This is a genomic window from Candidatus Flexicrinis affinis, from assembly GCA_016716525.1.
Classification (GTDB): Bacteria; Chloroflexota; Anaerolineae; order Aggregatilineales; family Phototrophicaceae; genus Flexicrinis; species Flexicrinis affinis.
On sequence record JADJWE010000009.1, the window covers coordinates 220,595 to 244,440 of the forward strand.

Sequence of the window (23,846 nt, forward strand, 5' to 3'; positions counted from 1 at the left end):
CGTATTCCAAGACGAGGCGCGCCGTCATGGGCAAGTACATTGTTCAGCGAATCCTTCAGGCTATCCCGCTGCTGATCATTATTTCGATCGTCGTTTTTACCCTGATGAAGTTGGCGGGCGATCCGTTCGCCTACCTCGCGCAGGATCCGCGCGCCACGCCGGAAGACCGCGCGTTGATGCGCGCCAAATATGGACTTGATGACCCTTTGCCCATCCAATACATCACGTGGCTGGTCGGTGACGATTGGCGCATGCGCGACAAGACCGGCGATGGCGAACTTGACGGCTACGGCGATCGTCGCGGCGTGCTGCGCGGCGACCTCGGCGAGTCGATCGTCTACGGCCGCACCGTCAACGAAGTCTTCAGCATCCGGCTTCCCAACACGCTGATTCTGATGGTCACGCAGTACATCGTGACGATCATCTTCGCGCTGTTCATTGGCATCTTTGCCGCGCTACGAAAATACACGGCTGCCGACAACATCATCACCGGCGTATCGTTCGTGCTGTTCTCGATGCCGGTGTTCTTGCTGGCCCTGCTGCTCGTACAGGTCTTCGCTGTGCAGTTCAAGAATCTCGGACTGCCGTCTCTGCCGGTCTCCGGCATGTATGACCCGCGTGGCGACCGGTCGTTCGACGAACTGGTGCGCCACTTGATCCTGCCGGTCGCCAGCCTCGCCGCGATCAGCATCGCCGGGTACAGCCGCTATATTCGTTCCACGATGCTCGAAGTGATCAACTCGGATTACATTCGCACGGCGCGCGCGAAAGGTCTCTCCGAGCGGCGTATCACCTTCCTGCACGCGCTCAAGAACGCGTCGCTGCCGCTGGTCACGCTGGTGGCGCTGGACATCCCGTTCCTGCTGGGCGGCGCGGTCATCACCGAGTCGATCTTCAGTTGGCCGGGGATGGGCACCGCCTTTATCGAGGCGCTGCGACGGCCGGATATGTTCCTGATTATCTCGTTCGTCTTGATGACGGCTGTAGCGGTGGTGGTGTTCCAGATCATCGCGGACATCGTCTATTCGTGGCTCGACCCACGAATCCGTTACAACTAGGGAGATTCGTTACATGGCTAACGCAGCCGCAAAGCAGGCCCAGACCGTCGTTACGCTCGGCGAGCGTGAGCCTGAAGCCGAATCTCTGCTGAAGATCGCCGTGCGCCGGTTCTTCAAGCATCGCATGGCGGTGGCCGGTCTGGTCATCATGGGCGCGATCCTGCTGTACACGGTTGGCGGGGCGTTCTTTGTGAGCGAGGAATTCGCCAACGATGCGGACGTGACCAAGCGCTTTCAAGCCCCGTCCACCGAGCACCCTTTTGGCACCGACGAGGTCGGCCGCGACTTGCTTGCACGTACGATTTACGGCGGGCAGATTTCGTTGGCGATCGGCATTATCTCGGTTGCGATTGCGATTAGCATCGGCACCGTCGTGGGTCTGGTCGCCGGCTACTTCGGCGGGATCATCGACAGCCTGCTCATGCGCTTTGTCGAGGCGATGCTGGCGATCCCGACACTGATCTTGCTGCTGCTGCTTCAGCGCCCGCTGATCGAGGCGAGCGCGACCAACATCGTAGTTTTCGGCCGTCAGATCAGCATCACCGTGGTGGCGATCATTCTCATTATCGGCCTGACGTCGTGGCTGGGCCTGAGCCGTATCGTACGTTCGCTGGTGCTCTCGCTCAAGGAGCAGGAGTTCATCACGGCGGCGCACATGCTTGGCGCCAGCAGCACGCGCATCATCTTTGTGCACATCCTGCCCAACTGCCTCGCGCCGATCCTCGTATCGGCGACGCTCGGCATCGGTGGCGCGATCGTGGTCGAGACGGCGCTCAGCTTCCTCGGCTTCGGCGTGCTTCCGCCAACGGCGACATGGGGCAACATCCTGCAGCGCGCGCGAGTCGACCCGTACGGCTATCCGTGGATGTGGATGGCCCCCGGCGCGCTGATCACGTTGACCGTGCTGTCGATCAACTTCATCGGTGACGGCCTGCGCGACGCCTTCGACCCGCGGTCGATGAAGGGCGGCTAGATCCCAAAACCCCCGAACACCGGCCCCTCGCTTGGTCTGCGGCGAGGGGCTTTTTGTTTGCTAATGATGCTAAAAAACAATGTCCAAACCCTGATTGCCCATCCCGCCCACTTCGACTATCATTCGCCGGGTGATGTCCCGTACGCCGTGTAAGGAGCAGCTCGCCCATGACCGATTCGCAGTTTCGCTGGTGGCAGACCGGCATCGTCTATCAGATCTACCCGCGCAGCTTTCAGGACTCCAACGGCGATGGCGTGGGCGACCTGCCGGGGATCATCAGCCGCCTCGACTACTTGGTCGACCTCGGCGTGGACGCGATCTGGATCAGCCCGTTCTACAAATCGCCGATGGCCGACTTCGGCTATGACGTGGCCGACTACTGCGACGTCGACCCGATCTTCGGCACGCTTGACGATTTCGACCGCTTGCTGGCCGAGGCCCATGCGCGCGGCATCAAGGTCATCATCGACTGGGTGCCGAACCACACGAGCAGCGAACACCCGTGGTTTCTCGAGTCGCGCTCAAGCCGCGACAACCCCAAACGCGACTGGTACATCTGGCGCGACCCCAAGCCGGACGGAAGCCGCCCGAACAACTGGGGCAGCATCTTCGGCGGGCCGGCGTGGGAGTGGGACGAGACGACCCAGCAGTACTACTACCACTACTTCGTCAAGCAGCAGCCCGACCTGAACTGGAAGAATCCGGACGTCGTCAAGGCGATGACCGACGTGCTGCACTTCTGGCTCAAGCGCGGCGTCGACGGCTTCCGCATGGATGTGGTGTACCTGATCGCCAAATACCCCGGCATGCCCGACAACCCGATCAACCCCGACGCCGTGCCGCTCAATGAGAACGACATTTTCGGCGTGCAGCATCACGTCTACGACGGTATCCAGCCCGAGGTACACCGCTACACGCGCATGTTCCGGCAAATCACCGACCAGTATGGCGACACCGTGATCGTGGGCGAGGTGTGGGAAGACGACCTTGACAAATGGATCGCGTTCTACGGTCCGGAAGGGGACGAAATCCAGCTCCCGTTCAACTTCCGCCTGATGCAGCTCAAAGAGTGGAACGCCGATGTCGTCGGTACGTCGGTCAACGAATTCGAGGACGCGCTGCCAGAGTTCGCGTGGCCCAATTACGTCATCGGCAACCACGATCGCACGCGCCCGGCGACTCGCGTCGGAAGTCAGGCGCAAGCGCGCGTCGCTCAAATGCTGCTGCTCACCGTGCGCGGTACGCCGACGATGTATCAAGGCGACGAGCTGGGTATGGAAGAGGCGCAGATCCCGCGCGAGCAGTGGGTCGATCCGTGGGGTATCAACCTCGGCATCTCGCGCGACGGATGCCGCACGCCGATGCAGTGGGATGGCACCGAATACACTGGATTCAGCACGGTCGAGCCGTGGCTCCCCGTGCAGGCCGATCACACGTGGCGCAATGTCGAGGCCATGTCGAACGATCCGCGCTCGTTCCTATCGCTGGTCAAGAAGCTGATTGCGCTGCGGCGTGCCGAACCGGCCCTGCACCTCGGCGCGTTCCGCCGCGCCGGCGCGCCTGACGGCGCATTCGCCTACATCCGCGAACACGACGAAAGCCGCTTCCTGATCGCGCTCAACTTCACGTCCGAGGAGAAACACGTCCCGCTCAACGGTCGCGGCACCGTCACGCTCAGCACGCACCTCGATCGCGAGGGCGAACCGGTGGCGGATACGATCACGCTCCGGACCGACGAAGGCGTGGTCGTGCTGCTGGGATAACGACGGCTCCCAAAGGGCTTTCGCCCTCTGGACTCCCATTTCAGCAACATCGGGCCGCACGCGGCCCGATGTTGCGAGATAGGAGGGGCAGGAGTGCAAACTCCTGCCGGGGTCTGGGGCAGCGCCCCGTATCTCTTTACGGAATCACAAACCCATTCGGCAGCGCTTGACCGTACTCGACCTCGGCAGGGTAGAAGTGGTCGCCGTCAAATACCGTGGCGATGATGCGTGTCGCGCGGGAGAGCCGCTCGGTGAGGTCGTCGGGCGTGTTTGTCCAGTACGGCGCAAACACGTACGACGGTGGGGCGACGAAGCTCGGGACGTGGACGAACCCGCGCAGGCGCGGATAGTCCACCCCAGTCATCGCGCGAAAGACGAGATCGTGCGTGGCGTACGTGCCTTCGAAGAACATCGTCGCTTCGCTGCCGGCGAAGAACCAGCGATCGTGCTCCAGCGCGGAGAGGAACGCCGGCGTGTTGACCAGTGCGATCCCTTGATCGGCGGCGGGATCGATCATCTCCAGCAGCGCGTAGGTGTGATCGGACATCATGGCGGCTTCGGCGCGGCGCGCGTTGAGGTAGGCCGCGCTGATGAACACGCTCCCGGCGATCACGACGAGAGCTGCGCCCCGCCTGACAATCGCAGCGCGGCCCGACTGCTGGGCGAACGCGTCGGGGAGCATGACGCCCCAGAACAGCGCGACGCCGATCGATGCCGGCATCAGCACATGCGGCGAGCCCTTGAGGTACTCGGTACCGAGCAGCAGCGACGCGGGGAGCGCCAACAAGCCGAACGCGGCCAGCGCGAATACGCCGATCCGCCATGCGGCACACCCGCCAATCCATAGCCCAAGTGCAGCGCCGCCGGCGGCCAGCGCCAGCATCGGGATCGTCTGCGGTTCGGCGAGGGTCAGGCGGCGCAGCACGGCGAAGGCGGGATAGAACAATCCTTGCGCGAACACCGCCAGCGATCCGGGCAGCTCGCCGGCGTGGAAGGTCACGGGTCCGGCGGCGGGGCGCGGGATGCCGAAATACAGCGCGAGGTAGACGAGCGTCAGTGCGGCGACGCCGCCGTACAGCACAAGCGCACGCGGACGAAGTACCGCCCGCGCGCCATGGACGGCGGCAGTCAACCCGACTAGGAGCGGCCCGGCCAACACCCCGAGTTCCTGACTGAACAGCGCGACGAATGTCCCCAGTGCGGCGAAGATCAGCGGCAGCACGCCGCGCTTGCGGTCGATCCATGCCAGTCCGGCCAGCAGCGCCAGCACCAGCCCGAAGGCGACCATGACGTGAAACAGCGCGGCAACCCACGTCACGGCGCGGTAGGCGAACGGGTACAGCGCGAACGCGCCGCCAGCGATCAAGGCGCCGCTGTCACGTCCGCTCAGGCGGCGGGCGAGCGCGGCGATCAGCGCGGCGGTCGCGCTGAATACGACGACGCTGAACAAGTGCAGCGCGAACGGGTCCATGCGGCCATCGCTGCCGTACGAGAGTTCGAGCACGCTTATCCCGAGCGGACGGTAGTACTGATAGCTGAGCGATCCGCCCCAGAAGCGCAGACCGGGCACGCCTTCCGGGCCGTAGTCGTGAATCATCGCGTGCAGATTCCCGTCGTCGGCAAACAGCGGCATGCCGAGGGCAAAGCTGTACACGACAAAGGCCAGCACAGCCGGCGCCAGCAGCACGACCAGACGGCGGATCATTGCAGGGCGGCCTGCGCGCGGTACCAGTCAACCGTGCGGGCGAGGCCGGCCTCGAAGTCGACGACCGGTGCAAAGTCGAGCAGTTCGCGTGCCTTGTCAATCGCCGCGCGGCTGTGCTTGATGTCGCCTTCGCGTGCCGGCTCGAAGACCGGCGCAATCGACGTGCCGATGATGGCGTTGAGCTGGTCGGCCAGTTCCAGCAGGCTGACGCGCCCGCCGGTTGCGAGATTCATCACTTCGCCGACGGCATCGCGCGACGTGGACGCCAGCAGGTTGCCGTGAACGACGTTGTCGATGAATGTAAAGTCGCGGCTTTGCGTGCCGTCGCCGTAAATGGTCGGCGGCTGTCCGTTCAGCAGCGCGGTAATGAAGCGCGGGATGACCGCGGCATACTGGCTGTTGGGGTCCTGGCGCGGGCCGAACACGTTGAAGTAGCGCAGGCATACCGTTTCGAGGCCGTACACGCGCGTGAACGACTGGCAGTAGTATTCGCCGGCCAACTTGGCCACGCCGTAGGGCGAGATCGGCTGGGGTGTCATGTCCTCGGACTTCGAGTCGCCGGGCTGGTCGCCGTAGGCCGACGACGACGCCGCGTACACCACCCGCCGGACACCGGCGCGGCGTGCGCTATCCAGTACGTTGAGCGTGCCGGTCACGCAGTGGTGATGCGTCTCGAGCGGGTCGGCCACGCTGCGCGGGACGCTGGGCAGGGCGGCCTGATGGAAGATCGTGTCGACGCCGCGCACGACGTCGGGAAGCGACGGCTCGGTGATGCTGACCTGCTCGAATGTCAGGCGGCCATTGGCGCGCGTCCTCAGCCAGTCGACCGTCGCCGCGCTGCCGGTCAGCAGATTGTCGATGACGACGACCTCATGGCCGTCTTGCAGCAGGCGGTCGGCGATGTGCGAGCCAATGAATCCCGCGCCCCCGGTTACGGCGTAGCGCATGTACGTCCCCCTCTCGGTGCATCCGCTGCATTATACGGTTGCCCGCCTCACGCGACAATTGCGGTTGGCGTCCAGAATCGTTCAGAACCATCTGGACGATCTCTGGACGTCGGTTTGCGATCATACAGGCATCTTCCGCACTTCACTCAAGGATCGCTCGCCATGAAGCCTGTAAAGACCCTGACGCTCGTACTTCTCGCCCTCGTCGCTCTCGTTGGGGCAGCCTTGCCCACGGCCGCACAGGACGTGCTGCCCGTACCCTATGCCCCGGGCGATGCGCGGCTCAACGCTGCTGCGCCGTATGCCCCAGCGAGCGGCGCGCGCCTTAACCGCACGACGAGCCTCGTCTGGTATAACGTCGGCGCTGATCAGTACACCGTCGTCTTCAAGAACCTCGCCACCGGGTTCAAACAGAACAGCACAACGATCGAAGCCGAGTCTTGCGGGCCGACGTACTGCAACTGGAACCCGACCGAGTACGGCATCTTTCAACTGCTGCAGAATGGCGCGACGTACTCGTGGCAGGTCGTAGCGATGAAGGATGGCGACAAAACCAAGAGCAGCTCGCGCATCGTGATCGTCGACCGCGCTGTGGCGCCGACTTTGTTGAGCATGCCCGACGGCGGCTACTATGTACCCGGCGACATCATGCAGTGGACGACCGACCCCGCCAACACCAGCTATCAGGTGCACATCAAGGACAAGACGACCGGCCAGAAGGTGGCGGTGGTACAGCTTGACAGCGCCATGTGCCCGTTCATCTGCGCGATCAACCCGACCAGCCACATGTCGGCAATCGCGGGTCACGAGTACAAGTGGTGGGTCAAGGCGTTCGGAATCGAGATGTCGGCGCGCAGCGAAAAGCGCAGCTTCTCGGTGGACTAGGAGTGATTGCCATGCACCTGCCTGATCCGCTGCACGACCCGATGCATCCGACCGACGCAATAAGCGCACCCGAGCTGTCGGTCCCTCAGTGCCGCTGCATGCTCCTCATGGAGCGGTTCGGCGGCAAGCAGCGACCGTATCGGTGTAGAACGTGCCCGCAGCGTCAACCAGACTTCGCGGCCCCGCCGGTCGTTGGCGGCAAAGGCGAAGCCTGCTAGACCGACAACCCCCGTAACTGCGGGGGCTGTTCGTTGTGTCAGGTTGTGGCGCGCTTGGCTGGACGTTTGCCGGATTCGAGCTGATAGCGCGCGCGAATTTGTGCGGCGACAACGTACAGCAGGACTATCAGCGCGATCAGCACCAGCGCCACCGGCCATGACGGCGCCCAACTGAGCGCCAGCGCCCCCGCCCCGAACAGCACGCACAGCCCGTACAGAATCAGCAGCACGCGGCGCGAACTGAGGCCGAGGCTCATCAGCCGGTGCGACGTATGATCACGGCCGGCCTGTCCGGGCGACCGCCCTTCGCTCAGGCGGGTGAAGATCACGAGGTTGATGTCGAACGCCGGGAGCCACAGCACCAGCACCGGAACGAGCCACTGCGGCGCGACCGGCCCCTGCACCATGTCGAGCTTGACCGCGATGATCGACAGCACGAAGCCGAGCATCAGCGCGCCCATGTCGCCCATGAACGTACTCGACGGCGCGAAATTGTAGATCAGAAACCCGACCGCGCTGCCCAACACCGCCGCAGACAACAGCGCCACCAGCACCAGCCCCTGACTGAGCGCGATCAGCAGGAAGAACGCCGCGGCGATGGCGCTGCAGCCCGCCGCCAGCCCGTCCATGTTGTCTTGAAAGTTGAGCGCGTTGGTCAGCGCCATGATCCAGAACACCGTAAGTGCCCCGTCGATCAGCTCGATGCCGGTGAACCCGAACCGGATACCGGACAGCACGACCACCGCGCCGGCGATCGCCGCGGCGATGAACCGTGTGCGGATGCCGAGGTTGTAGCGGTCGTCGAGCAGGCCCACCAGCGCGATGAACGCCGCGCCAGCCAGCACCGATCCGAACTGGGTCAGGTAGGCCGGCGGGCTGAACAGCACGAGCGCCAGCGCGAACCCGGCGTAGATCGCAAGGCCGCCCATCAGCGGCTTGTGATCGGCGTGGATCGTGCGGTTGTTTGGGACGGCAACGACTCCCAGTCGCATGGCAAGCTGGCGTGCGACCGGGGTCAGCCCGAGCGACACGACGAAGCCCACCACGAGGATGGGGAAGAACTGCAAGTTATCCATCGCGCCTTAGGGTTTTTTCGTCCGTGGGGTGCGGCGCGCCGAGTCTTTCGGCGTGCGATCGGGCCGGGCGCCGCGCTGGCCGGCTTGCTGTTGACTGCCGCGCCGGTGGCGTGCCGCGCCCAGCATGACGTACAACTGTTTGACCGGCTCGCGTTCGAAAATGCGATGCCCGCACACGTCACACACCAGCGCCGGCATGGACGGCACGCTGACCAGTTTGCCGTTTTCGATTGCGGCATAGGGCAGGTGCGTCGCACGCAGTTGACCAATTTGGCAGCGGGGGCAGGTGGAACGGGAAAGCTCAGGCATCGAGTTCGCCCTTCTCCGGGGTGTCCGGCTTGTCATTTCTATTGTACTCCGGGATGCGCGCCTTACGACAGCGGCCCGAAGTCCTGAGGCGGCAGGTAGCGCCAGATCGCCCTGCCGACGATACGGTCGCGCGTGACCGGGCCGAACCGCCGCGAATCGTTGGACTGGTTGCGGTTGTCGCCCATCATGAAGTACTCGTTCGGGCCAAGCTCCACCACCTTGTTGGAGCAGTTGGTGCATGGCCGGTTGACGAAGTACGGTTCATCGAGCAGTTCGCCGTTACGATAGACCTCGGCGTAACCGGTCGCGGTCACGGTGCCGTTCGCGTCACGTTCGGCAGGAAACACCTTGATTTCGATGGTATCGCCCGGCACGCCGATGACACGTTTGATCAACATTTCAACCGGCTCGCCCGGGGCGTCGAATACGACAATATCGCCCGGCTTAGGCTCGCCCAACAGGTAGTCCATTCGGCTGATTAGCAAGTGCTGACCGGCAAACAGCGTCGGCTGCATGCTGGGCCCGTCGATGGTCGACCGCGGAAACGCCATCTCCGCAATTATCAGCGCGGAGAAGATAAAGAACAGGTTGTTGAGAATTTCGCGCAGCATGCCGGGCCGATGCAGGCGCGGGCGCAAAACCTGTACCCGCGGCACGTTTGCCGTGCGCGGCGTGAGAGTCTGATCTGTCATGATGTCAGGGGTTGTGGTCGTCATAGCGTCTCATTATACGATCGCAACGCCCAACCCGACAATTGCGATTGATTCCCCGAATTGGCCACGTTGACACGCATCTTACGGCGGCCCGAAGTCCTGCGGCGGCAGATAGCGCCAGATCGCCCTGCCGACGATGCGGTCGCGCGTGACCGGCCCGAACTGCCGCGAGTCCTTGGACTCGTTGCGGTTATCGCCCATCAAGAAGTACTCGTTCGGACCCAAATCCCAAGCCCTGCTTGGGCAGTTGGTGCACGGCCGGTTGACGAAGTACGGCTCGTCAAGAAGCTCGCCGTTGCGGTAAACCTCCGCGTAACCGGCCGTGATCACGGCGCCGTTGGCGTCGCGCTCGGCGGGAAACACCTTGATTTCGATGGTATCGCCCGGCACGCCGATCACGCGCTTGATCAGCATCTCGACCGGCTCGCCCGGGGCATCGAATACGGCGATGTCGCCGGGCTTCGGCTCGCCCAGCAGATAGTCTATGCGGCTGATCAGCAGGTGTTGACCGGTAAACAACGTCGGCTGCATGCTCGGCCCGTCAATAGTCGAACGCGGAAACGCCATCTCCGCAATGATCAGCGCACAGACGATGAAGAACAGATTATTCAGGATTTCGCGCAGGATACCGGGCCGGCGCAGGCGCGGCCGCGGAATCTGTACCCGCGGTATGTTGGCCGTCCGCGGCGTGGGGGTCTGATCTGACCAGCTATCGGGGGTTGTGATTGTCATGGCTCTCATTCTATGCACGCATCGTCTAACCCGATAATTGCGATTGAACTATGGAGTCTGGCACACTGTAAGGCGATCTTGGCGATTCAACAAGGGGACGGTATGTCCGGGTTCCAAATCAATCATATTGCCATCGTCGTGTCGGACATGCCGAGCGCGCTGGGATTCTGGCGCGACGCGCTTGGACTTTCGGTCGAGCGGCTGGAGCAGAACGAGATCGAGAAGGTGGATATCGCATTCCTTCCGATTGGCGAATCGGAGATCGAGCTGATTTCACCGACCAGCAGCGAGACCGGCGTCGGGCGCTATCTGGCCAAAACCGGCGGCGGCCTGCATCATATCTGCCTCGAAGTGCCGGACATCAACGCTGCGCTCGAATCGCTTGCCGCCGCACGAGTCGAGCTGATCAACGCGACCCCGCGCACCCGCGACGATGGCACGCGCTATGCCTTTGTCCACCCGAGCAGCACGGGCGGGGTTTTGCTCGAGTTGTACGAACTTCCCGTGACGGGGGCTACGGCGTCGGTGCAATGATGCCTTCGCGGGCAGTGGTCGGCGTCGGGGTGATCGATGGCCGGGGCGACGGACTGGCGGGCAGCGGCGTGACGGTTGGTGGCGGGGGCACCGTGTTGCTTGGCGTCGGCGTCGGGTTGACCGGTTCGATCAAATCGAAGCGCATGTAGCCCGCGTCGAGGCGGCGCGTGCGCGGCTCGACGTCGAGCAGGTACCAATCGTCGTTCGGCTCGGGCTCGCGGCTCAACACGCACACAATCGTGCCAAGCGGAATCTGCGCGACAATCGCGCTGGCGGTCGACGGGCGTTCACGGACGATGGCGACGCGCGGGATCACCGCGAAGTCCTGACAGGGCGGCAGGGGTGTCGGCGATGGGCGGAGCGTGATCACGGGCGCGGCTTCGGTGATGGTGGCGGCGCGCGCCACCGTCGCGCTCACGATCAGCTCGGCACGTTGAGTTGCCTCGACGATGCCGAGGCCGCCGGCGCGCATGAAGTCCTGCACGCCTGTCCACACGTAATACGCCCCAAACACGACCGCGATCGCCAATAGGAACACAAGCCACGGCGGAAGTCCACCACCACCTAGCCCGGGCCGACCCCGACGATACCCCACGTTCGACCTCAACTCGTAGATTGCACGAATCTAACTGTACCAACTTGCAACCTTTCAGCCACCCTGCGCGTATTACCAGTAGGCCAATCAATGGATACCCGTTCAGCGAGGACATGACGCCATGAGCGATGAGAAGAAGAAGAACTTCGAGACCGAGTTTTCGTTTAACTTCAGCGGTCTGGCTGACAAGATCAGCGAGGTCGTCGGCAACGTCGGCGAGGAGCCGGAAACGTCGTACTTCGACGAGAAGATCGGCGAGGCGACCGTCGCCAAAGTCGAGATCAGCGGCGGAATGGGCAAGCTGCACGTCCACCCCGTCGAAGACGAAACCCTGCTGGCACAGGTCGAAACCAAACATGTCGGCAAGATGAACTACGTCGTGTCGCAGTCCGGCAACGGCGCAGGCAAGAACGTGAAGATCGAAAATCAGGTGATGAAGGGCGGGTTCCGCGGCATCATCGGGGGCATGGGCAAGAAGGACCTGTATGTCGATGCCGCCCTGACGACCAAGATCCCGCTTGAGCTGAAGGTCGAAACCGGCGTCGGCGAGGCGCTTGTCGATGTGCGCGACCTATCGCTGATTAGCGCGTTTGTCGAAGGCGGCGTGGGTCCGGCCACGGTTTACCTGCCGGAAGGCGACTACAAGGCGAAGGTCGAGGCAGGTGTCGGCCCGCTAACGGTCAACGTGCCGGCGCATCTCAAGAGCACGCTGCGCGTTGAAGGCGGGGTGGGCCCGTGTACGGTCAACGTGCCGGCAGGTGCCGACCTGACGCTGGACGTCGAAGCCGGCGTCGGCCCGATGGTCATTCGGCTCGCCGCAGGCACGCCGTTCATGGTCGACTACGAAGGCGGGCTTGGGCCGTTCCATCGCCCAGAGGGTCTTGTGCAGAAGAGCAAGAAGGTCTGGCAGACCGAGGGCTACGATCTGGCGTCGGAGTCCGTGTTCGTCAAGCTTGAAGGCGGCGTCGGCCCGTGCAAGATCCTGTTTGTCGAAGATGAAGGCGCGGCCGAGAAGGCCAAGCCCAAGAACGACGAGTAACGGCATTCGCGCAACACAACGCGGCCCCCTGATCTGTCTCAGGGGGCCGTTTCGATTCGGGGTGCGGCAAGGGAGTGGCGCTAGTACGGATTGACGAATGTCCGCGATTGGCTCTTGGCGGTGGCGTTGATGCCGAACGCCTTGACGAACCACTTCATCTGAGCCGGCTGATTCTGCAGCGGGCGATAGGCGTGGAAGTTGATCGAGCACAGCGACCCGGCGCAGTGACTGCCATCCACCGACATCTGCAGCACGGTCGCGCCGTTGGATTTGTCCTTGACGTACAGCACGTACGACACGTTGGCGGGGTGATGGATCCAAGTCAGATTATCTGCGTAACCGATCGTGGCGCCGTCCGCGATGTTGACGAGCTGCGGCGTGTTGACGCGATCCGCGTAGAACGTTCGCGCCCCGCCCTTGACCGCCTCGCTGCCGTACTGCCCGACCTTTACGTAGGCGATCACCTTCCACTTGTACTGGCGGCCATCGACCAGATCGTCCAACATGCCGGCGTCATACAAGCTGTACTGGCAGGTCATGGCGTTGCAGATATTGTTCTCGATGCCGGCGAAGCTCTTGTAAGTTTGGCCGGTCGTCAAGTCTTTGATCTTCACGTCGTAGGTCATCGCGCCGACACGGTTCCACGTCAGCACAGAATGGCGGTTGACGTGCGTACCCGCCGCAGGTGTGATGATCTCCGGCGTGACCGCGCGAACTCCGGCATCAGGGACAGGCAGCACGTCGTCCTGTGCCAGCGCCACGCGGCCCATCGTCCCGATCGCGAGTGTGAACATGGCGAGCAGCGTCAAGCGAATAAGTGAAAGTGTAAGCGACTTCATGGTGGGCATCTCCGAACAGGTCGTGTCATCAATGCCGACATCATCGCAAGTGATCGTTTAGAGATCGTCCAACCGGTTCTGAACGATTTTCTGACTTACCTCACCCCCGGCCCACTCTCCATGGCCACGACCGCAGGGAGCACCGAAGGTCTGGAGAGGGGGAGTCGAGCGCCAGCGAGACGGGGGTGAGGTTCGGTGGCAGGCCGACCGAAGCAAATCGGGTTGATAGAGACGCACTCAGCACGTCCCACTTGTTGCCTAGGTGTACTCGAATACCGTCTTGATGTACTGCTCCGGATTGGCGGAAATCGTCCGGTACGCGTCGACGGCGTCCTCATAAGCGAAGATGGTGGAGACCATCGGTGCAGTGGCGAGCTTTCCGGTGCGCAACAGGCGAATGACGGTCTGCTCGACACGCGCGAGGCTCCACATCGGGGCGCAGCGGTGCGGCATCCCCCACACCGGCATGCTCGAGATCAGCGTGGGCCGGTTGTGATGCCACTCCGCGCCCAGTTCGATCGGCTGTAGGCCCTTGTAGTAGCTGGCCGCCACGATCAGCCCGCACACGTGCACCGCGCGGATCGCGCTTTGCAGCGCCGCCACCGCGCCCGAAATCTCGATTGCCGCGTCGACGCCTTTGTTCCCTGTCAGGCGCTTGATCTCCAGCGCGACGTCGCCGTCCTTGGGGCTGAGCGCGTAGTCCGCGCCGAATTCGCGAGCCAGTTCGAGGCGATCCGGCAGCAGATCGACGGCGATGACCGTCTCTGCGCCGCTCAGCCGCGCGAGCTGCACGGCGAGCAGGCCGAGCGCGCCCATGCCGAACACGGCGACGTGATCGCCAACCTTGATCTGCGCGTCCTGCACCGCGGTCAGCGCGAAGATGCCGGGGTCGGTGAACACGGCGGCGGCGGGGTCGAGTTCTCCGAGCGGGTACAGGCGAGTCGTCTTGGTCACGTTTTCAGGCCGGTGCGGCATCGGGCCGAACACGCGGTCACCGACGGCGAAGTTGTGGATGACCGCGCCGACCTCAGTCACGTCGCCGACCGCCCACGACCCGAGGAAGGTCGGGTAGAACGACGGGTTGTCGTCGTCGACGAACAGGCGCAGGTCTGCGTCGAAACGCTTGTGCAGGAACGGCGTCTTGCCCTCGTACATCGTCAGCTCGGTGCCGTGCTTTATCCCGCTCAGGATCGTGCGGATTCGCACCTCGTCAGGCTGAAGCGGGGCCGGTGTGACGTCGCGGAATTCGAGGGTGTGCGGGGCGGTGAGGATGAACTCGCGCATGGTGGAATCCCCTGTGGTGCGTGGAGTAGCTATTCAGGGGATGATGATAGCACGAGGGTTGAAACGGGAGCAGTAAGCGGGGACCTGAACCTTGTGATTACGGGGCAATGAACAGACTAAGAACGGGTGCAACGGATTGTCAGTAGATACCGTCTTAAATGTCAAGTGGTCGGCGTGAAGTGAAGAGCATAGTTGGGGTCGAAGGGCCGGCCGGACTTGAGGATGGCATGGGCCAACAGCAGTAATTTGCGCATGACGGCGGCGATCACGGCCATGGTGGGCTTGCCTGCGTCCAGTAATCGCTGGGCGAAGGCATGCAGGGCGGCAAGTAGCGCTTAGCGGAGATGGCCGGCATGTAGAGAGCCCGGCGTAGACGGGTCGACCCGCGCTTGGACAACCGGGAAGGCCGACGCACCGAACTGCCCGAGATATGTTGACGCGGCGCCAGTCCGGCGTAAGCGGCAATCTGGCGTGGGGAGGCACTGGCCGCCCAGGACGGCAGTTCGGCCAGCAACTGTGCCGCAGTCCATCGCCAATGCCCGGGATCAGGTGAGCAGGTCGCGTTGGCGACGCAGATCGGGATACTGGTCCAGATGCTGGCGAATGCGGCGGTCGAGGTCGTCGAGTTGTTGGGTAATGAACGCCCGTGCTCTTGAATGGAGTGGCGAACCGTGGCCGAGTGTAGACCCGAGGCCAGCCGGTTGTTCTCCTGCTGACGCATCTGCAATAAGGCACCGCGGTGTCGCATCAGCGCTTGTAGCTCGCACTTCCGGCGCGGGCGGTTGCCAGGTGTGGGCTGCTGGGTGCGGCAGAAGTCGGCGATGACCGCGGCGTCGCTGGCATCCGTCTTGGTGCGCCGCAGCTGGCTGTCGGCATAGCTCTTGATCTGCGCCGGATTGATGACGCTGACGAGGTAGCCAGCTTCGTGCAGAAACAACGCCACCTCGTCGCCGTAATGTCCGGTCGCTTCCAGTCCAACGTGGACAATACCTTTGCCCCGCTTCTTCAGAAAGTGGCGCAGCTGGTTAAACCCCTTGCGCGTGTTGTCGAAACGGCCGCTCTCGCGTTGGCCATCTTCCCGCAGCAGCACCGCATCCAATTGATCCTTCGACACGTCGATCCCCAGGTAACTGGCCATGCGCTTCCTCACCAACTCGGCCCGTCCGAACGCACGCGCGCCGTCTCCCTTGTGCATGCAGGCTCGTGGCCTCAGATACCGTTCGACGTTGGCGTGCTGCACGTGGGTGACCGATCTACATTCCAGGCTTTCTGCCTCAGGGGCGACCCGGTCTGCTCCCACGCGCCTCGGGGCATCCTCTGCTTCCAGCATACCCCAATCTCAAGATACAAGGGGCGACCCGCCGGGTCGCCCACACCCCGAACGCCGCTACTGTGGTTCTATACGCGGAATCGAACTCAACCTATCACGGGTCGGGATATATCTTCAGCAGTGTATATGTAATTCCATTGGGATTGAGCTGTGCGTCTGCATAGTCCAGACCAAACTGACAGTATACGATCGAACTGTCCAAGAGCGGTGACTTGGGGCGACACCAAGTCAATTGCCTGTAGCCGAAGATCATTGCCATTCCGAGGATGGCGATCCAGAACGCGCCCGGAATCAAGACAGAAAGTGTGAAGATGTTCTTGCGCCACGCAATGAGTGCAAGACATCCCAGCAGGACCAAACACGCCTCAACTACAAGGAGTCGAACCCAGATGCGTCTCACTCCGACGGCTAGTTCGGGGACGAAATGCGTGTTTGCTAGAAGCGTGCTGAGCCAGTACACATAGTACGCTGCGGCAAACGCGACGACACTCAAGACGATGTTGGCGGGGATAATGAACGAGGGGCGCAAGCGCGGTAGCTGTGACGGTGCGAGGATATGCAGCGACATAAGACAGTGCCTATCTCGTTTTCACGTTAGGCAGTCCGCGAGACATCATGAATGGTCATCCGTCAGGGATTGAATCAACTTCTCGATTCGCTCACGAAGATCCGGCAAATCGGCAACGGCCTCCCACACAAAATCAATAATGATCTCGTCGTAGTTGTGCGCGAGAAAATCCCTGAAGCCGATGAGCTGTTTCCAGTCGATTTCAGGTGCCGAATCTCGCACAGCTGACGACAATCGCTTGGCGACCTCGCCAATGATTTCGTAGTTGCGAATGACCGCGTCCTGAGTCTTTTCATCGGACAGGAACCGGTCACGGCCCTCGACGGTGTAGCGCTCGATTCGCCCGAGAACCTCGATCATGTCTTCAAGGAGGATACGAGGAGGCTTCATATCGGAATGGCTGTACGACGCGCTTCGCGTGTGACATCACCGCCGCTGGGGTGATCGGCAATCAAATCGATATCGCACCCCAGCAGTTCCTTCAGATCTAGCCATAGACCGACTTGATCGAAGATTGAGGTGCCGGGCGGAAACGTCACGATGAAATCGACGTCGCTGCCCTCTTCACTTTCACCCCGTGCGATGCTCCCGAACACGCGGACATGGGTCACGCCGTACTTTTCAGTAAGCGCGAGGATGTCGCCGCGTCGCGCTCGGATGTCGCGGAGTGTGATGGGGTCGCGGGTGTGATTGGACATCTCTGGAGCCTCTGATCGCTTGCCACTCCATTATACGCAGGAATTATCGGGAACCGGGCATCACGAGGTCTCCGAGAGCGGAATAGGGGGCGCGTACTGCGCTGTGTGAGATTGAAACCCTGCCCGTCCACACGTAGTGGACGGGCAGAGTGGGGGATTGTGGCCTAGTTCAGGTTCTCGAAGATGCCGGCGGCGCCCATGCCCCCGCCGATGCACATCGTGACCATCCCGTACTTGCTGCTGCGGCGCTTCATCTCGTTCATCAGCGTCACGGTCAGCTTGGCGCCGGTGCAGCCCAACGGATGCCCGAGCGCGATTGCGCCGCCGTTGACGTTGACCTTATCGGCGTCCATGTCCAGCGTGCGGATCACGGCCAGCGCCTGCGACGCGAATGCCTCGTTGAGTTCGATCAGGTCGATCTGATCGAGCGACATGCCGGTGCGCTTGAGCAGCTTTGGCACGGCCGCGACCGGCCCGATGCCCATCACTTCCGGCCGTACGCCCATCACGTTGAAGCCGACGAAGCGCGCGATCGGCGTCATGCCCAACCGCGCCGCGGTCTCGGCCTCCATCACGATCACCCCCGCCGCGCCATCGCTCAACGGCGAGGAGTTGCCGGCGGTCACGCTGCCGGTCGGCTTGAACACCGGCTTGAGCTTGGCGAGAGCCTCCAGCGTCGTCTCGCGGCGCAGGTGCTCGTCCACGGTGATGGTCTGGGTGAAGGTGGTCGGCAGGCCGTTTTCGCCGATGACCGTCTCCTCCCACGAGAAGGGGACGATCTCGCCAGCGAATTTGCCGCTGTCGTATGCGGCGGCCGCCTTCTGATGGCTCGCCAGCGCGAAGGCGTCCATATCCTCGCGGCTGACGTTGTGCTCGGACGCGACACGTTCGGCGGTGTGGCCCATGCTCATGTACACGTTCGGGTCGTGCTCGGCCATGTACGGGTTCGGGCTGATGTGGTGGCCGGACATCGGCACCAGCGACATCGTCTCCGCGCCGCCCGCGATGATGATGTCCGCGCCGTTGGAGATAATCCGCTCCGCCGCCATCGCGATCGTCTGCAGGCCGGACGAGCAGAAGCGGTTGACCGTCTGCGCGGCGGTCTCGACCGGCAGGCCGGCTCGCAGCGCGATCACGCGGGCGAAGTTCAGGCCCTGTGCGCCTTCGGGCATCGCACAGCCGACGATCACGTCGTCGATCTCCAGCGGGTCGAGCTTGCCGTCGGTCTGGCGCATCAGCTCTTGGATGACGGTCGCCATCATCTCGTCGCTGCGGGCGGTCTTGGTCGAACCGCGCACGGCCTTTCCGACGGCGGTGCGGGTTCCGGCTACGATTACGGCTTCACGGGTCATGGGGTGTCCTTTCACCTCGGTAACTGAACTCATCTGGGCGGATAGCACGGAAATAGATCGTACTTGGCAAGCGAACGGCGTTCGTCTGCACGTTCGATCGTGTTGAGCAGCAGAAACTTGATGGTCATGGCGCCAATCGCTGTCAGAGAGGCGAGGAGTCCATCCTCCTGATAGACGAAGTGATCGTCCCATCGCATTGTCCGCGGGTTGTAGAGATCAACTTTCTGGCCTGTCTCCCAGTCGAAGGATACGATGTCGCTACCCTTTCGCCGATTGCAGCGCAAGCATGCCAACGACAGATTGTCTGCTGTAGTTGGACCGCCGTGTTTCTCAGGGATTATGTGGTCGATCTCAAGTGCAAACATCAACTCAGAGACAGGCAAGCGGCAATACTCGCAGCAACCTCCAGCGCGGTCGACGATCTCTCGGCGAAGGGCGACTGGAATTCGCGTCATTTGCCCTGCATACGGATTCGAGTCTTGGCTTTCAACATGGCGACGAAATGATCCATGTGCTCATATTCGTCCAACTCGGCATTCTCCGCGTCGGTTAGCCGCCGGCTTCGATTCGCTTCCAGCAATTCCGATGCGCGCCGCTGAATGTGTTCGGGCGCATGATACGCAAGGATTTCGTCGTCAGACGGTCGCCGGGCAAGAAACTCTGCAACCTCTGCAAACACGCCCTGTACGATCTGTTCAGCCATTCGACAACCTCCCAAACTCAGTTCCGCAGCGGCTTGTTGTTGGCGAGCATGTACATCACGCGCTCCTGCGTCTTCTGCTCCATGATGAGCTCCATCATCGCCTTGCGCTCGAGGTCGAGGATCACCTGCGGATGCACCCACCCGGGCTGGCTGAGCGCGCCGCCGGTCAGCACATAGGCCAGCTTGCGCGCGATGAACCCGTCGTACTCGGTCGCCACGCCGCTTTCGATGAATCCGGCGATGCCGAGGTTCAGTGCGGCGTAGGCGTCACGCCCGGCGGCGTAGATCATATCGACGCCTTTCGGCTGGAACGTCTTGGCCATTCCGAGTGCGTACTGCTTCGCTTCGCCGATCAGGTGCGCCTTGTTCATCACGATCTTGTCAGCCTTACGCAGGAAGCCGAGTTCGCGCGCCTGGTTGGCGCTCTCGCTGACCTTCGCGGTCGCAATCGTCGTGAAGATCGACTGCAGCGGTTCAAGCACGTTCGCGCCCCGATCGGCGACCGGGTTGACCACCCGCCGCAGCAGTTCCTTACAGCCGCCGCCGGCGGGGATGATGCCCACGCCGAACTCGACCAATCCGGCGTACAGCTCGGCGTGGGCGACGACCGCGTGGCCGCTCATCGTGATCTCCAGACCTCCGCCGAGAGTCATGTTGTACGGCGCGACGACCACCGGCTTGGGCGCGGCGCGCATCGCCATCCCAAAGTCTTGCAGCTTTTTCGTCACCGCCTCGACACCTTCGATGCCGGCGCCCATCGCGTCGGCGAGGTTCGCGCCGATGCTGAAGCGTTCGCCTTCGTTGGCGATCACGAGCGCCTGCCATGCTGGGTCTTCGAGCATCGCCAGCGCCTTGAACCCGAGGTCGAGCAGACCGCCGGTAATGGTGTTCTGCTTGGTACGGAACTGGAATAGCAGCACGCCGTCTCCGATGTCGTAGAGGATGCCGTGGTCGTTCTGCTCCAATACGGCGGTGCCGCGCGCACGCAGATCGCTGAGCGAAATCTCCATCGGGTCGTGGCCGGTGGTGACATACGCGCCCGCCTGTGGGCTGTAGTAGCCGACCACGACGCCATGCGCGTCGCGCTGGTAGAACGTCGAGTTACCGCTGGCGAGCATGTCCTTGACCCATTTCGCCACCGGATAGCCCGCCGCCTCGAACTTCTCGACGTATTCGGCTACGCCGATCGCGTCCCAAATCTCAAACGGGCCCATCTCATGCGCGAAGCCCCACTTCTGGGCGTTGTCGATGTTGACGATCGTTTCGGTGATCTCCGGCACCTTTTGCGATGCATAGGCAAGGTAGAAGCCGTGCAGGTGGAACAGGTACTGCCCGCCGCGGTCCGGCTCGGCGATCAGGCGCTTGATGCGCTCGCCCAGCGGCTTGACGCGACCGTGCTTCTCGATACTCTCGAACGTCACCTGCTTGGGCGGCTCGTATTCGAACGTCTTGAGGTTGAGCGCCCACAGCTCCTTGCCGCCGTCGGCCGAACGGCGCATGTGGTAGAAGCCCTGACCGGTCTTGCGGCCCAGCCAGTTGCGCTTGAGCATCTCGTCGCTGAGCGCTGCGCTGCCGGGGTGGTTCAATACCTCGCGCGCCGGGTCGTCGGCGATGGCGGGATACAGGTTGCGTGCGACGTGCACGGCGATGTCGTAGCCGACGAGGTCGTTCAGGTTGAACGTTGCGGTCTTGGGCCGCCCAATCAGCGGGCCGGTCAGCGCGTCGACTTCTTCAACCGTGTAATCGTGGTCGAGTGCATAGTTCATCGCCTGCATGCCGCTCATCGACATGAACCGGTTGCCGATGAAGTTCGGCGTGTCCTTGCACAGCACGACACCCTTGCCGAGCACGTTCTTGCCGTAGTTCATCATGAAGTCGACGACGGCCGGATCGGTGCCGGCATGCGGGATAACCTCGAGCAGGTTGAGGTAGCGCGGCGGGTTGAAGAAGTGCGTACCGAGGAAGCGCTTTGTGAACGGCTCCGGCAGCCCTTCGGCGATGTCCCCGATGGGCAGGCCGGAGGTGTTGCTGCTGATGATGGCGGTCGGCTTGACGACCTCGGCCAAGCGTGCCATGAGGGCTTGCTTGATGTCGAGCCGTTCGACGATGACCTCGACCACCCAATCCGCGTTCGCGACATTGCCGAGGTCGTCCTCGGTGTTGCCGGTGGTGATCCGCTTGAGGTCGTCGGCGCTGAATAACTGCGCGGGGCGCATCGACTGGAGCGTTTTGAGGTTGCCGTTGACGATGGCGTTGCGCTTGGCGGCGGGGTCGCCGGGTTTGGTGTCGCGAGCGGGGATGTCGAGCAGCAGCACGTCGACGCCGACGCCGGCCAACAGCGCGGCGATACCACCGCCCATCGTACCGGAACCAATCACCGCGGCCTTCTTGATTTGGTCGGTCATAGGAGAACCTTTCGGCAGTACAACAAAATCGAATGACAATTTGATTCTGAATCGCTCAATTGTACCATCCCTTACCTGAGCACGTCATTGGAATGGCTGGCGCGACGGGTTATACGAGCAGCACGACTCCGCCCGCATAGGCCAGCCCGGCCACGAGCAGCACCCGGATGAGTCTTTCACTGCGCGGCTGGCCGGCGGGGCGCGTGAGGCGGTGCGCGATCATCGGCAGCGCCAACAGCAGGGCGGGCCATAACAGCGGCGGCGTAATGCCGGTTACCACGCTGATCACGCCAATCGCGATGAGCGCCACCGAGGCGATCCGCAGCAGGCGCGTGCTGACGGCGACACCGAAAACAGTCGTGAATGTGCGTTCGAAGCGGGCGTCGAAGGCGGCATCGCGGATCTGCTGTTCAAGTTGCGCGGACAGCGACGCCAGCACCAGCGCGCTCCACGCCAGCGCGTCGAACGGGGTCAGCGGCGCATCGATCAGCCAGATTGCCGCGAGGTATGGCAGTGTCTCGACCAGCGCCGCGTGCGCGAACAAGTCCCAGCCCGGTCGCGCCTTGAGGCGCAGCGGTGGCGCGGAGTAGGCCCACGCGGCGGCCAACGCAATCGCGGCGATGACCCACGCACGGGGGCCATACGCGCCGAACACGCCGACCACCATCGCTCCGGCGACAATCAGGATCGCAGTCATCTGTCTGCGGTACGGCCCGGCGAATACGCTGCGGTGCGCCTTGCGCGGGTCGCTCGCGTCGACGTGCGCGTCAAAGCGGTCGTTGATGGCGAACGCGAGCCATGCGCCCGCCGCCAGCATGACCGGTATGCCGAGCGTGCTGCCGTCGAGTCGGCCTCTCAACGCGAGCGAAACCGCGCTGACGACAAGCGTGACGATCCACGCGTCGGCGTGGTTGAAGAACAGCCAGAGTCGGGACATCGGCCTCAAGGTGGGTATACGATCGTCCGTGCGAAGCACGGCGCCGGACGGACAGTGCGACCATTATAGCGGGGTGGGTTACAATGCGTGTCAAGTCGTGCGTTCAGGAGTGGTGGCGATGCGCTTGGGATTGATGATCGGGTACAGCGGGGCGACCATCGAGCTGCCGATGCCGCTCGTGCAAGAAGCGGATCGGATGGGCTACTTCGCGGTTTGGACGGGCGAAGCCTACGGCTCGGACGCAATCACTCCGCTGGCATGGATCGGCGCGCAAACGGCTCGCATCGGGCTGGGCACGGCGATCATGCAAATGCCGGGCCGCTCACCCGCGATGACCGCGATGACCGCCATCACGCTCGATCAGCTCAGCGGCGGACGATTCCTGCTCGGGCTTGGCCTGAGTGGGCCGCAAGTCGCCGAGGGCTGGCACGGAGTTGCCTATGGCAAGCCGCTTGCCAAAACGCGCGAATACGTCGAGATTGTGCGCGCGATCCTCAAGCGCGAACGCCCGCTCGAACATCACGGCATGCACTACGACATCCCCTACAGCGGCCCCGACGCGACTGGTCTCGGCAAGCCACTCAAGTCGATCATCCACGGCCGGCCCGATATGCCGATTTATCTGGCGTCGATCGGCCCCAAGAACGTTGCGTTGACTGCCGAGATCGCCGACGGTTGGCTTCCGATCTTCTTCAGTCCGCGCCATTACGCCAGCGTGTACGCGCCGCACATCCGCGAGGGGTTTGAGGCCGCTGGCGGTAAAAATCCGACGTCGTTCGACATCGGTCCGTCGGTGCCGGTGGTCATCAGCGACGACCTCGACTCGGCGCGGGCGGCGATCAAGCCGCAGTTGGCGCTGTATATCGGCGGCATGGGCGCCAAAGGCAAGAACTTCTATAACGACCTCGCCGTGCGTTACGGCTACGAAGAAGCCGCAGCGACGATCCAGGACCTGTACCTTGCCGGCGACAAGATGAAGGCAATCTACGCGGTGCCGGATGAACTGGTGGACGATGTGGCATTGGTCGGCCCGGTAGACCGCATCAAAGACCGCCTGCAGTTGTGGCGCGAGGCGCCGATCGGCACGCTCAACATCATGGCGTTCGATGTCGAAACCGTCCGCACAATGGCCGAACTGGTGCTCTAAGCGGGGCGCTGCCCCGAACCCTGCCAGAAGGCTTTC

At 62.9% G+C, this 23,846-nt stretch carries 25 protein-coding genes; 7 read left to right on the plus strand and 18 right to left on the minus strand.

What is annotated here, in order from left to right:
• Positions 1-26 precede the first annotated feature (26 nt).
• The 3 genes from IPM16_20200 (at position 27) to IPM16_20210 (ending at position 3,794) form a co-directional block, all read left to right on the plus strand.
• The gene (locus IPM16_20200) at positions 27-1,058 is read left to right on the plus strand and encodes an ABC transporter permease (GenBank protein ID MBK9125425.1); all 1,032 of its coding nucleotides are present in this window, start codon (positions 27-29) and stop codon (positions 1,056-1,058) included.
• A 13-nt stretch (positions 1,059-1,071) separates the two neighbouring features.
• Positions 1,072-2,031 carry an ABC transporter permease gene (locus IPM16_20205; protein ID MBK9125426.1) on the plus strand — a complete coding sequence of 320 codons (960 nt, stop codon included), beginning with the start codon at positions 1,072-1,074 and terminating at the stop codon, positions 2,029-2,031.
• Between the two features lie 167 nt (positions 2,032-2,198).
• On the plus strand, positions 2,199-3,794 hold the full coding sequence (locus tag IPM16_20210) for a DUF3459 domain-containing protein (GenBank protein ID MBK9125427.1): 1,596 nt from the start codon (positions 2,199-2,201) through the stop codon (positions 3,792-3,794).
• Between the two features lie 136 nt (positions 3,795-3,930).
• Here IPM16_20210 and IPM16_20215 read toward each other — a convergent pair whose 3' ends face one another.
• Together IPM16_20215 and IPM16_20220 are read right to left on the minus strand one after the other, a co-directional pair.
• The gene (locus IPM16_20215; protein ID MBK9125428.1) at positions 3,931-5,499 is read right to left on the minus strand and encodes a hypothetical protein; all 1,569 of its coding nucleotides are present in this window, start codon (positions 5,497-5,499) and stop codon (positions 3,931-3,933) included.
• Positions 5,496-6,446 carry an SDR family oxidoreductase gene (locus tag IPM16_20220; protein ID MBK9125429.1) on the minus strand — a complete coding sequence of 317 codons (951 nt, stop codon included), beginning with the start codon at positions 6,444-6,446 and terminating at the stop codon, positions 5,496-5,498. The genes IPM16_20215 and IPM16_20220 overlap by 4 nt, the downstream gene beginning before the upstream one ends.
• A gap of 162 nt (positions 6,447-6,608) precedes the next feature.
• Between IPM16_20220 and IPM16_20225 the strand changes: the two genes are divergently transcribed.
• Positions 6,609-7,331 carry a hypothetical protein gene (locus tag IPM16_20225; GenBank protein ID MBK9125430.1) on the plus strand — a complete coding sequence of 241 codons (723 nt, stop codon included), beginning with the start codon at positions 6,609-6,611 and terminating at the stop codon, positions 7,329-7,331.
• Positions 7,332-7,587: 256 nt separating this feature from the next.
• Here IPM16_20225 and IPM16_20230 read toward each other — a convergent pair whose 3' ends face one another.
• The 4 genes from IPM16_20230 to lepB (IPM16_20245) form a co-directional block, all read right to left on the minus strand.
• Positions 7,588-8,625 (minus strand): undecaprenyl/decaprenyl-phosphate alpha-N-acetylglucosaminyl 1-phosphate transferase, encoded by a 1,038-nt coding sequence (locus tag IPM16_20230; GenBank protein MBK9125431.1) that lies wholly within the window; start codon positions 8,623-8,625, stop codon positions 7,588-7,590.
• A gap of 6 nt (positions 8,626-8,631) precedes the next feature.
• Positions 8,632-8,934: a hypothetical protein gene (locus IPM16_20235; protein MBK9125432.1), complete on the minus strand. Its 303-nt coding sequence runs from the start codon at positions 8,932-8,934 to the stop codon at positions 8,632-8,634.
• 62 nt (positions 8,935-8,996) lie between these two features.
• Positions 8,997-9,650 carry a signal peptidase I gene (lepB, locus tag IPM16_20240; GenBank protein MBK9125433.1) on the minus strand — a complete coding sequence of 218 codons (654 nt, stop codon included), beginning with the start codon at positions 9,648-9,650 and terminating at the stop codon, positions 8,997-8,999.
• A 78-nt stretch (positions 9,651-9,728) separates the two neighbouring features.
• Positions 9,729-10,379 (minus strand): signal peptidase I, encoded by a 651-nt coding sequence (lepB, locus tag IPM16_20245; protein ID MBK9125434.1) that lies wholly within the window; start codon positions 10,377-10,379, stop codon positions 9,729-9,731.
• Positions 10,380-10,481: 102 nt separating this feature from the next.
• Between lepB (IPM16_20245) and mce the strand changes: the two genes are divergently transcribed.
• Positions 10,482-10,913, plus strand: coding sequence for a methylmalonyl-CoA epimerase (gene mce / locus IPM16_20250; protein MBK9125435.1), 432 nt, complete (start codon positions 10,482-10,484; stop codon positions 10,911-10,913).
• Here mce and IPM16_20255 read toward each other — a convergent pair.
• Complete coding sequence (locus tag IPM16_20255; protein ID MBK9125436.1) at positions 10,894-11,508, minus strand: SH3 domain-containing protein; 615 nt, start codon at positions 11,506-11,508, stop codon at positions 10,894-10,896. The two genes, mce and IPM16_20255, sit on opposite strands and share 20 nt — an antisense overlap.
• A gap of 121 nt (positions 11,509-11,629) precedes the next feature.
• Between IPM16_20255 and IPM16_20260 the strand changes: the two genes are divergently transcribed.
• The gene (locus tag IPM16_20260; protein ID MBK9125437.1) at positions 11,630-12,547 is read left to right on the plus strand and encodes a hypothetical protein; all 918 of its coding nucleotides are present in this window, start codon (positions 11,630-11,632) and stop codon (positions 12,545-12,547) included.
• Positions 12,548-12,627: 80 nt separating this feature from the next.
• Here IPM16_20260 and IPM16_20265 read toward each other — a convergent pair whose 3' ends face one another.
• The 11 genes from IPM16_20265 to IPM16_20315 form a co-directional block, all read right to left on the minus strand.
• Positions 12,628-13,386: a hypothetical protein gene (locus tag IPM16_20265; protein MBK9125438.1), complete on the minus strand. Its 759-nt coding sequence runs from the start codon at positions 13,384-13,386 to the stop codon at positions 12,628-12,630.
• A gap of 258 nt (positions 13,387-13,644) precedes the next feature.
• The gene (locus tag IPM16_20270) at positions 13,645-14,670 is read right to left on the minus strand and encodes a zinc-binding dehydrogenase (protein ID MBK9125439.1); all 1,026 of its coding nucleotides are present in this window, start codon (positions 14,668-14,670) and stop codon (positions 13,645-13,647) included.
• A 265-nt stretch (positions 14,671-14,935) separates the two neighbouring features.
• Positions 14,936-15,808, minus strand: coding sequence for an IS110 family transposase (locus IPM16_20275; protein MBK9125440.1), 873 nt, complete (start codon positions 15,806-15,808; stop codon positions 14,936-14,938).
• Positions 15,809-16,094: 286 nt separating this feature from the next.
• On the minus strand, positions 16,095-16,568 hold the full coding sequence (locus IPM16_20280; protein ID MBK9125441.1) for a hypothetical protein: 474 nt from the start codon (positions 16,566-16,568) through the stop codon (positions 16,095-16,097).
• A 45-nt stretch (positions 16,569-16,613) separates the two neighbouring features.
• Entirely contained in the window at positions 16,614-16,928 is a 315-nt protein-coding gene (locus IPM16_20285) for a DUF86 domain-containing protein (protein MBK9125442.1), read from the minus strand.
• 26 nt (positions 16,929-16,954) lie between these two features.
• Positions 16,955-17,266, minus strand: a complete 312-nt coding sequence (locus IPM16_20290; protein MBK9125443.1) for a nucleotidyltransferase domain-containing protein — start codon at positions 17,264-17,266, stop codon at positions 16,955-16,957.
• Positions 17,267-17,430: 164 nt separating this feature from the next.
• A complete protein-coding gene (locus tag IPM16_20295) occupies positions 17,431-18,618 on the minus strand; it encodes an acetyl-CoA C-acyltransferase (GenBank protein MBK9125444.1) in 1,188 nt (395 codons plus the stop codon).
• 29 nt (positions 18,619-18,647) lie between these two features.
• Positions 18,648-19,073, minus strand: coding sequence for an HNH endonuclease (locus tag IPM16_20300; protein ID MBK9125445.1), 426 nt, complete (start codon positions 19,071-19,073; stop codon positions 18,648-18,650).
• Entirely contained in the window at positions 19,070-19,321 is a 252-nt protein-coding gene (locus IPM16_20305; GenBank protein MBK9125446.1) for a hypothetical protein, read from the minus strand. Before IPM16_20305 ends, IPM16_20300 begins: the two co-directional genes overlap by 4 nt.
• A 17-nt stretch (positions 19,322-19,338) precedes the next feature.
• Entirely contained in the window at positions 19,339-21,726 is a 2,388-nt protein-coding gene (locus tag IPM16_20310) for a 3-hydroxyacyl-CoA dehydrogenase/enoyl-CoA hydratase family protein (protein MBK9125447.1), read from the minus strand.
• 109 nt (positions 21,727-21,835) lie between these two features.
• On the minus strand, positions 21,836-22,663 hold the full coding sequence (locus IPM16_20315) for a UbiA family prenyltransferase (GenBank protein ID MBK9125448.1): 828 nt from the start codon (positions 22,661-22,663) through the stop codon (positions 21,836-21,838).
• Between the two features lie 118 nt (positions 22,664-22,781).
• Here IPM16_20315 and IPM16_20320 point away from each other — a divergent pair, with 118 nt between their 5' ends.
• Positions 22,782-23,810 carry an LLM class F420-dependent oxidoreductase gene (locus IPM16_20320; GenBank protein MBK9125449.1) on the plus strand — a complete coding sequence of 343 codons (1,029 nt, stop codon included), beginning with the start codon at positions 22,782-22,784 and terminating at the stop codon, positions 23,808-23,810.
• Positions 23,811-23,846: the final 36 nt, after the last annotated feature.

Coding starts and splice junctions, on each gene's coding strand:
- IPM16_20200 (MBK9125425.1), top strand. CDS start 27: ATGGGCAAGTACATTGTTCAGCGAATCCTTCAGGCTATCCCGCTGCTG.
- IPM16_20205 (MBK9125426.1), top strand. CDS start 1,072: ATGGCTAACGCAGCCGCAAAGCAGGCCCAGACCGTCGTTACGCTCGGC.
- IPM16_20210 (MBK9125427.1), top strand. CDS start 2,199: ATGACCGATTCGCAGTTTCGCTGGTGGCAGACCGGCATCGTCTATCAG.
- IPM16_20215 (MBK9125428.1), bottom strand. CDS start 5,499: ATGATCCGCCGTCTGGTCGTGCTGCTGGCGCCGGCTGTGCTGGCCTTT.
- IPM16_20220 (MBK9125429.1), bottom strand. CDS start 6,446: ATGCGCTACGCCGTAACCGGGGGCGCGGGATTCATTGGCTCGCACATC.
- IPM16_20225 (MBK9125430.1), top strand. CDS start 6,609: ATGAAGCCTGTAAAGACCCTGACGCTCGTACTTCTCGCCCTCGTCGCT.
- IPM16_20230 (MBK9125431.1), bottom strand. CDS start 8,625: ATGGATAACTTGCAGTTCTTCCCCATCCTCGTGGTGGGCTTCGTCGTG.
- IPM16_20235 (MBK9125432.1), bottom strand. CDS start 8,934: ATGCCTGAGCTTTCCCGTTCCACCTGCCCCCGCTGCCAAATTGGTCAA.
- lepB (MBK9125433.1), bottom strand. CDS start 9,650: ATGACGACCACAACCCCTGACATCATGACAGATCAGACTCTCACGCCG.
- lepB (MBK9125434.1), bottom strand. CDS start 10,379: ATGACAATCACAACCCCCGATAGCTGGTCAGATCAGACCCCCACGCCG.
- mce (MBK9125435.1), top strand. CDS start 10,482: ATGTCCGGGTTCCAAATCAATCATATTGCCATCGTCGTGTCGGACATG.
- IPM16_20260 (MBK9125437.1), top strand. CDS start 11,630: ATGAGCGATGAGAAGAAGAAGAACTTCGAGACCGAGTTTTCGTTTAAC.
- IPM16_20265 (MBK9125438.1), bottom strand. CDS start 13,386: ATGAAGTCGCTTACACTTTCACTTATTCGCTTGACGCTGCTCGCCATG.
- IPM16_20270 (MBK9125439.1), bottom strand. CDS start 14,670: ATGCGCGAGTTCATCCTCACCGCCCCGCACACCCTCGAATTCCGCGAC.
- IPM16_20275 (MBK9125440.1), bottom strand. CDS start 15,808: ATGGCCAGTTACCTGGGGATCGACGTGTCGAAGGATCAATTGGATGCG.
- IPM16_20280 (MBK9125441.1), bottom strand. CDS start 16,568: ATGTCGCTGCATATCCTCGCACCGTCACAGCTACCGCGCTTGCGCCCC.
- IPM16_20285 (MBK9125442.1), bottom strand. CDS start 16,928: ATGATCGAGGTTCTCGGGCGAATCGAGCGCTACACCGTCGAGGGCCGT.
- IPM16_20290 (MBK9125443.1), bottom strand. CDS start 17,266: ATGTCCAATCACACCCGCGACCCCATCACACTCCGCGACATCCGAGCG.
- IPM16_20295 (MBK9125444.1), bottom strand. CDS start 18,618: ATGACCCGTGAAGCCGTAATCGTAGCCGGAACCCGCACCGCCGTCGGA.
- IPM16_20300 (MBK9125445.1), bottom strand. CDS start 19,073: ATGACGCGAATTCCAGTCGCCCTTCGCCGAGAGATCGTCGACCGCGCT.
- IPM16_20305 (MBK9125446.1), bottom strand. CDS start 19,321: ATGGCTGAACAGATCGTACAGGGCGTGTTTGCAGAGGTTGCAGAGTTT.
- IPM16_20310 (MBK9125447.1), bottom strand. CDS start 21,726: ATGACCGACCAAATCAAGAAGGCCGCGGTGATTGGTTCCGGTACGATG.
- IPM16_20315 (MBK9125448.1), bottom strand. CDS start 22,663: ATGTCCCGACTCTGGCTGTTCTTCAACCACGCCGACGCGTGGATCGTC.
- IPM16_20320 (MBK9125449.1), top strand. CDS start 22,782: ATGCGCTTGGGATTGATGATCGGGTACAGCGGGGCGACCATCGAGCTG.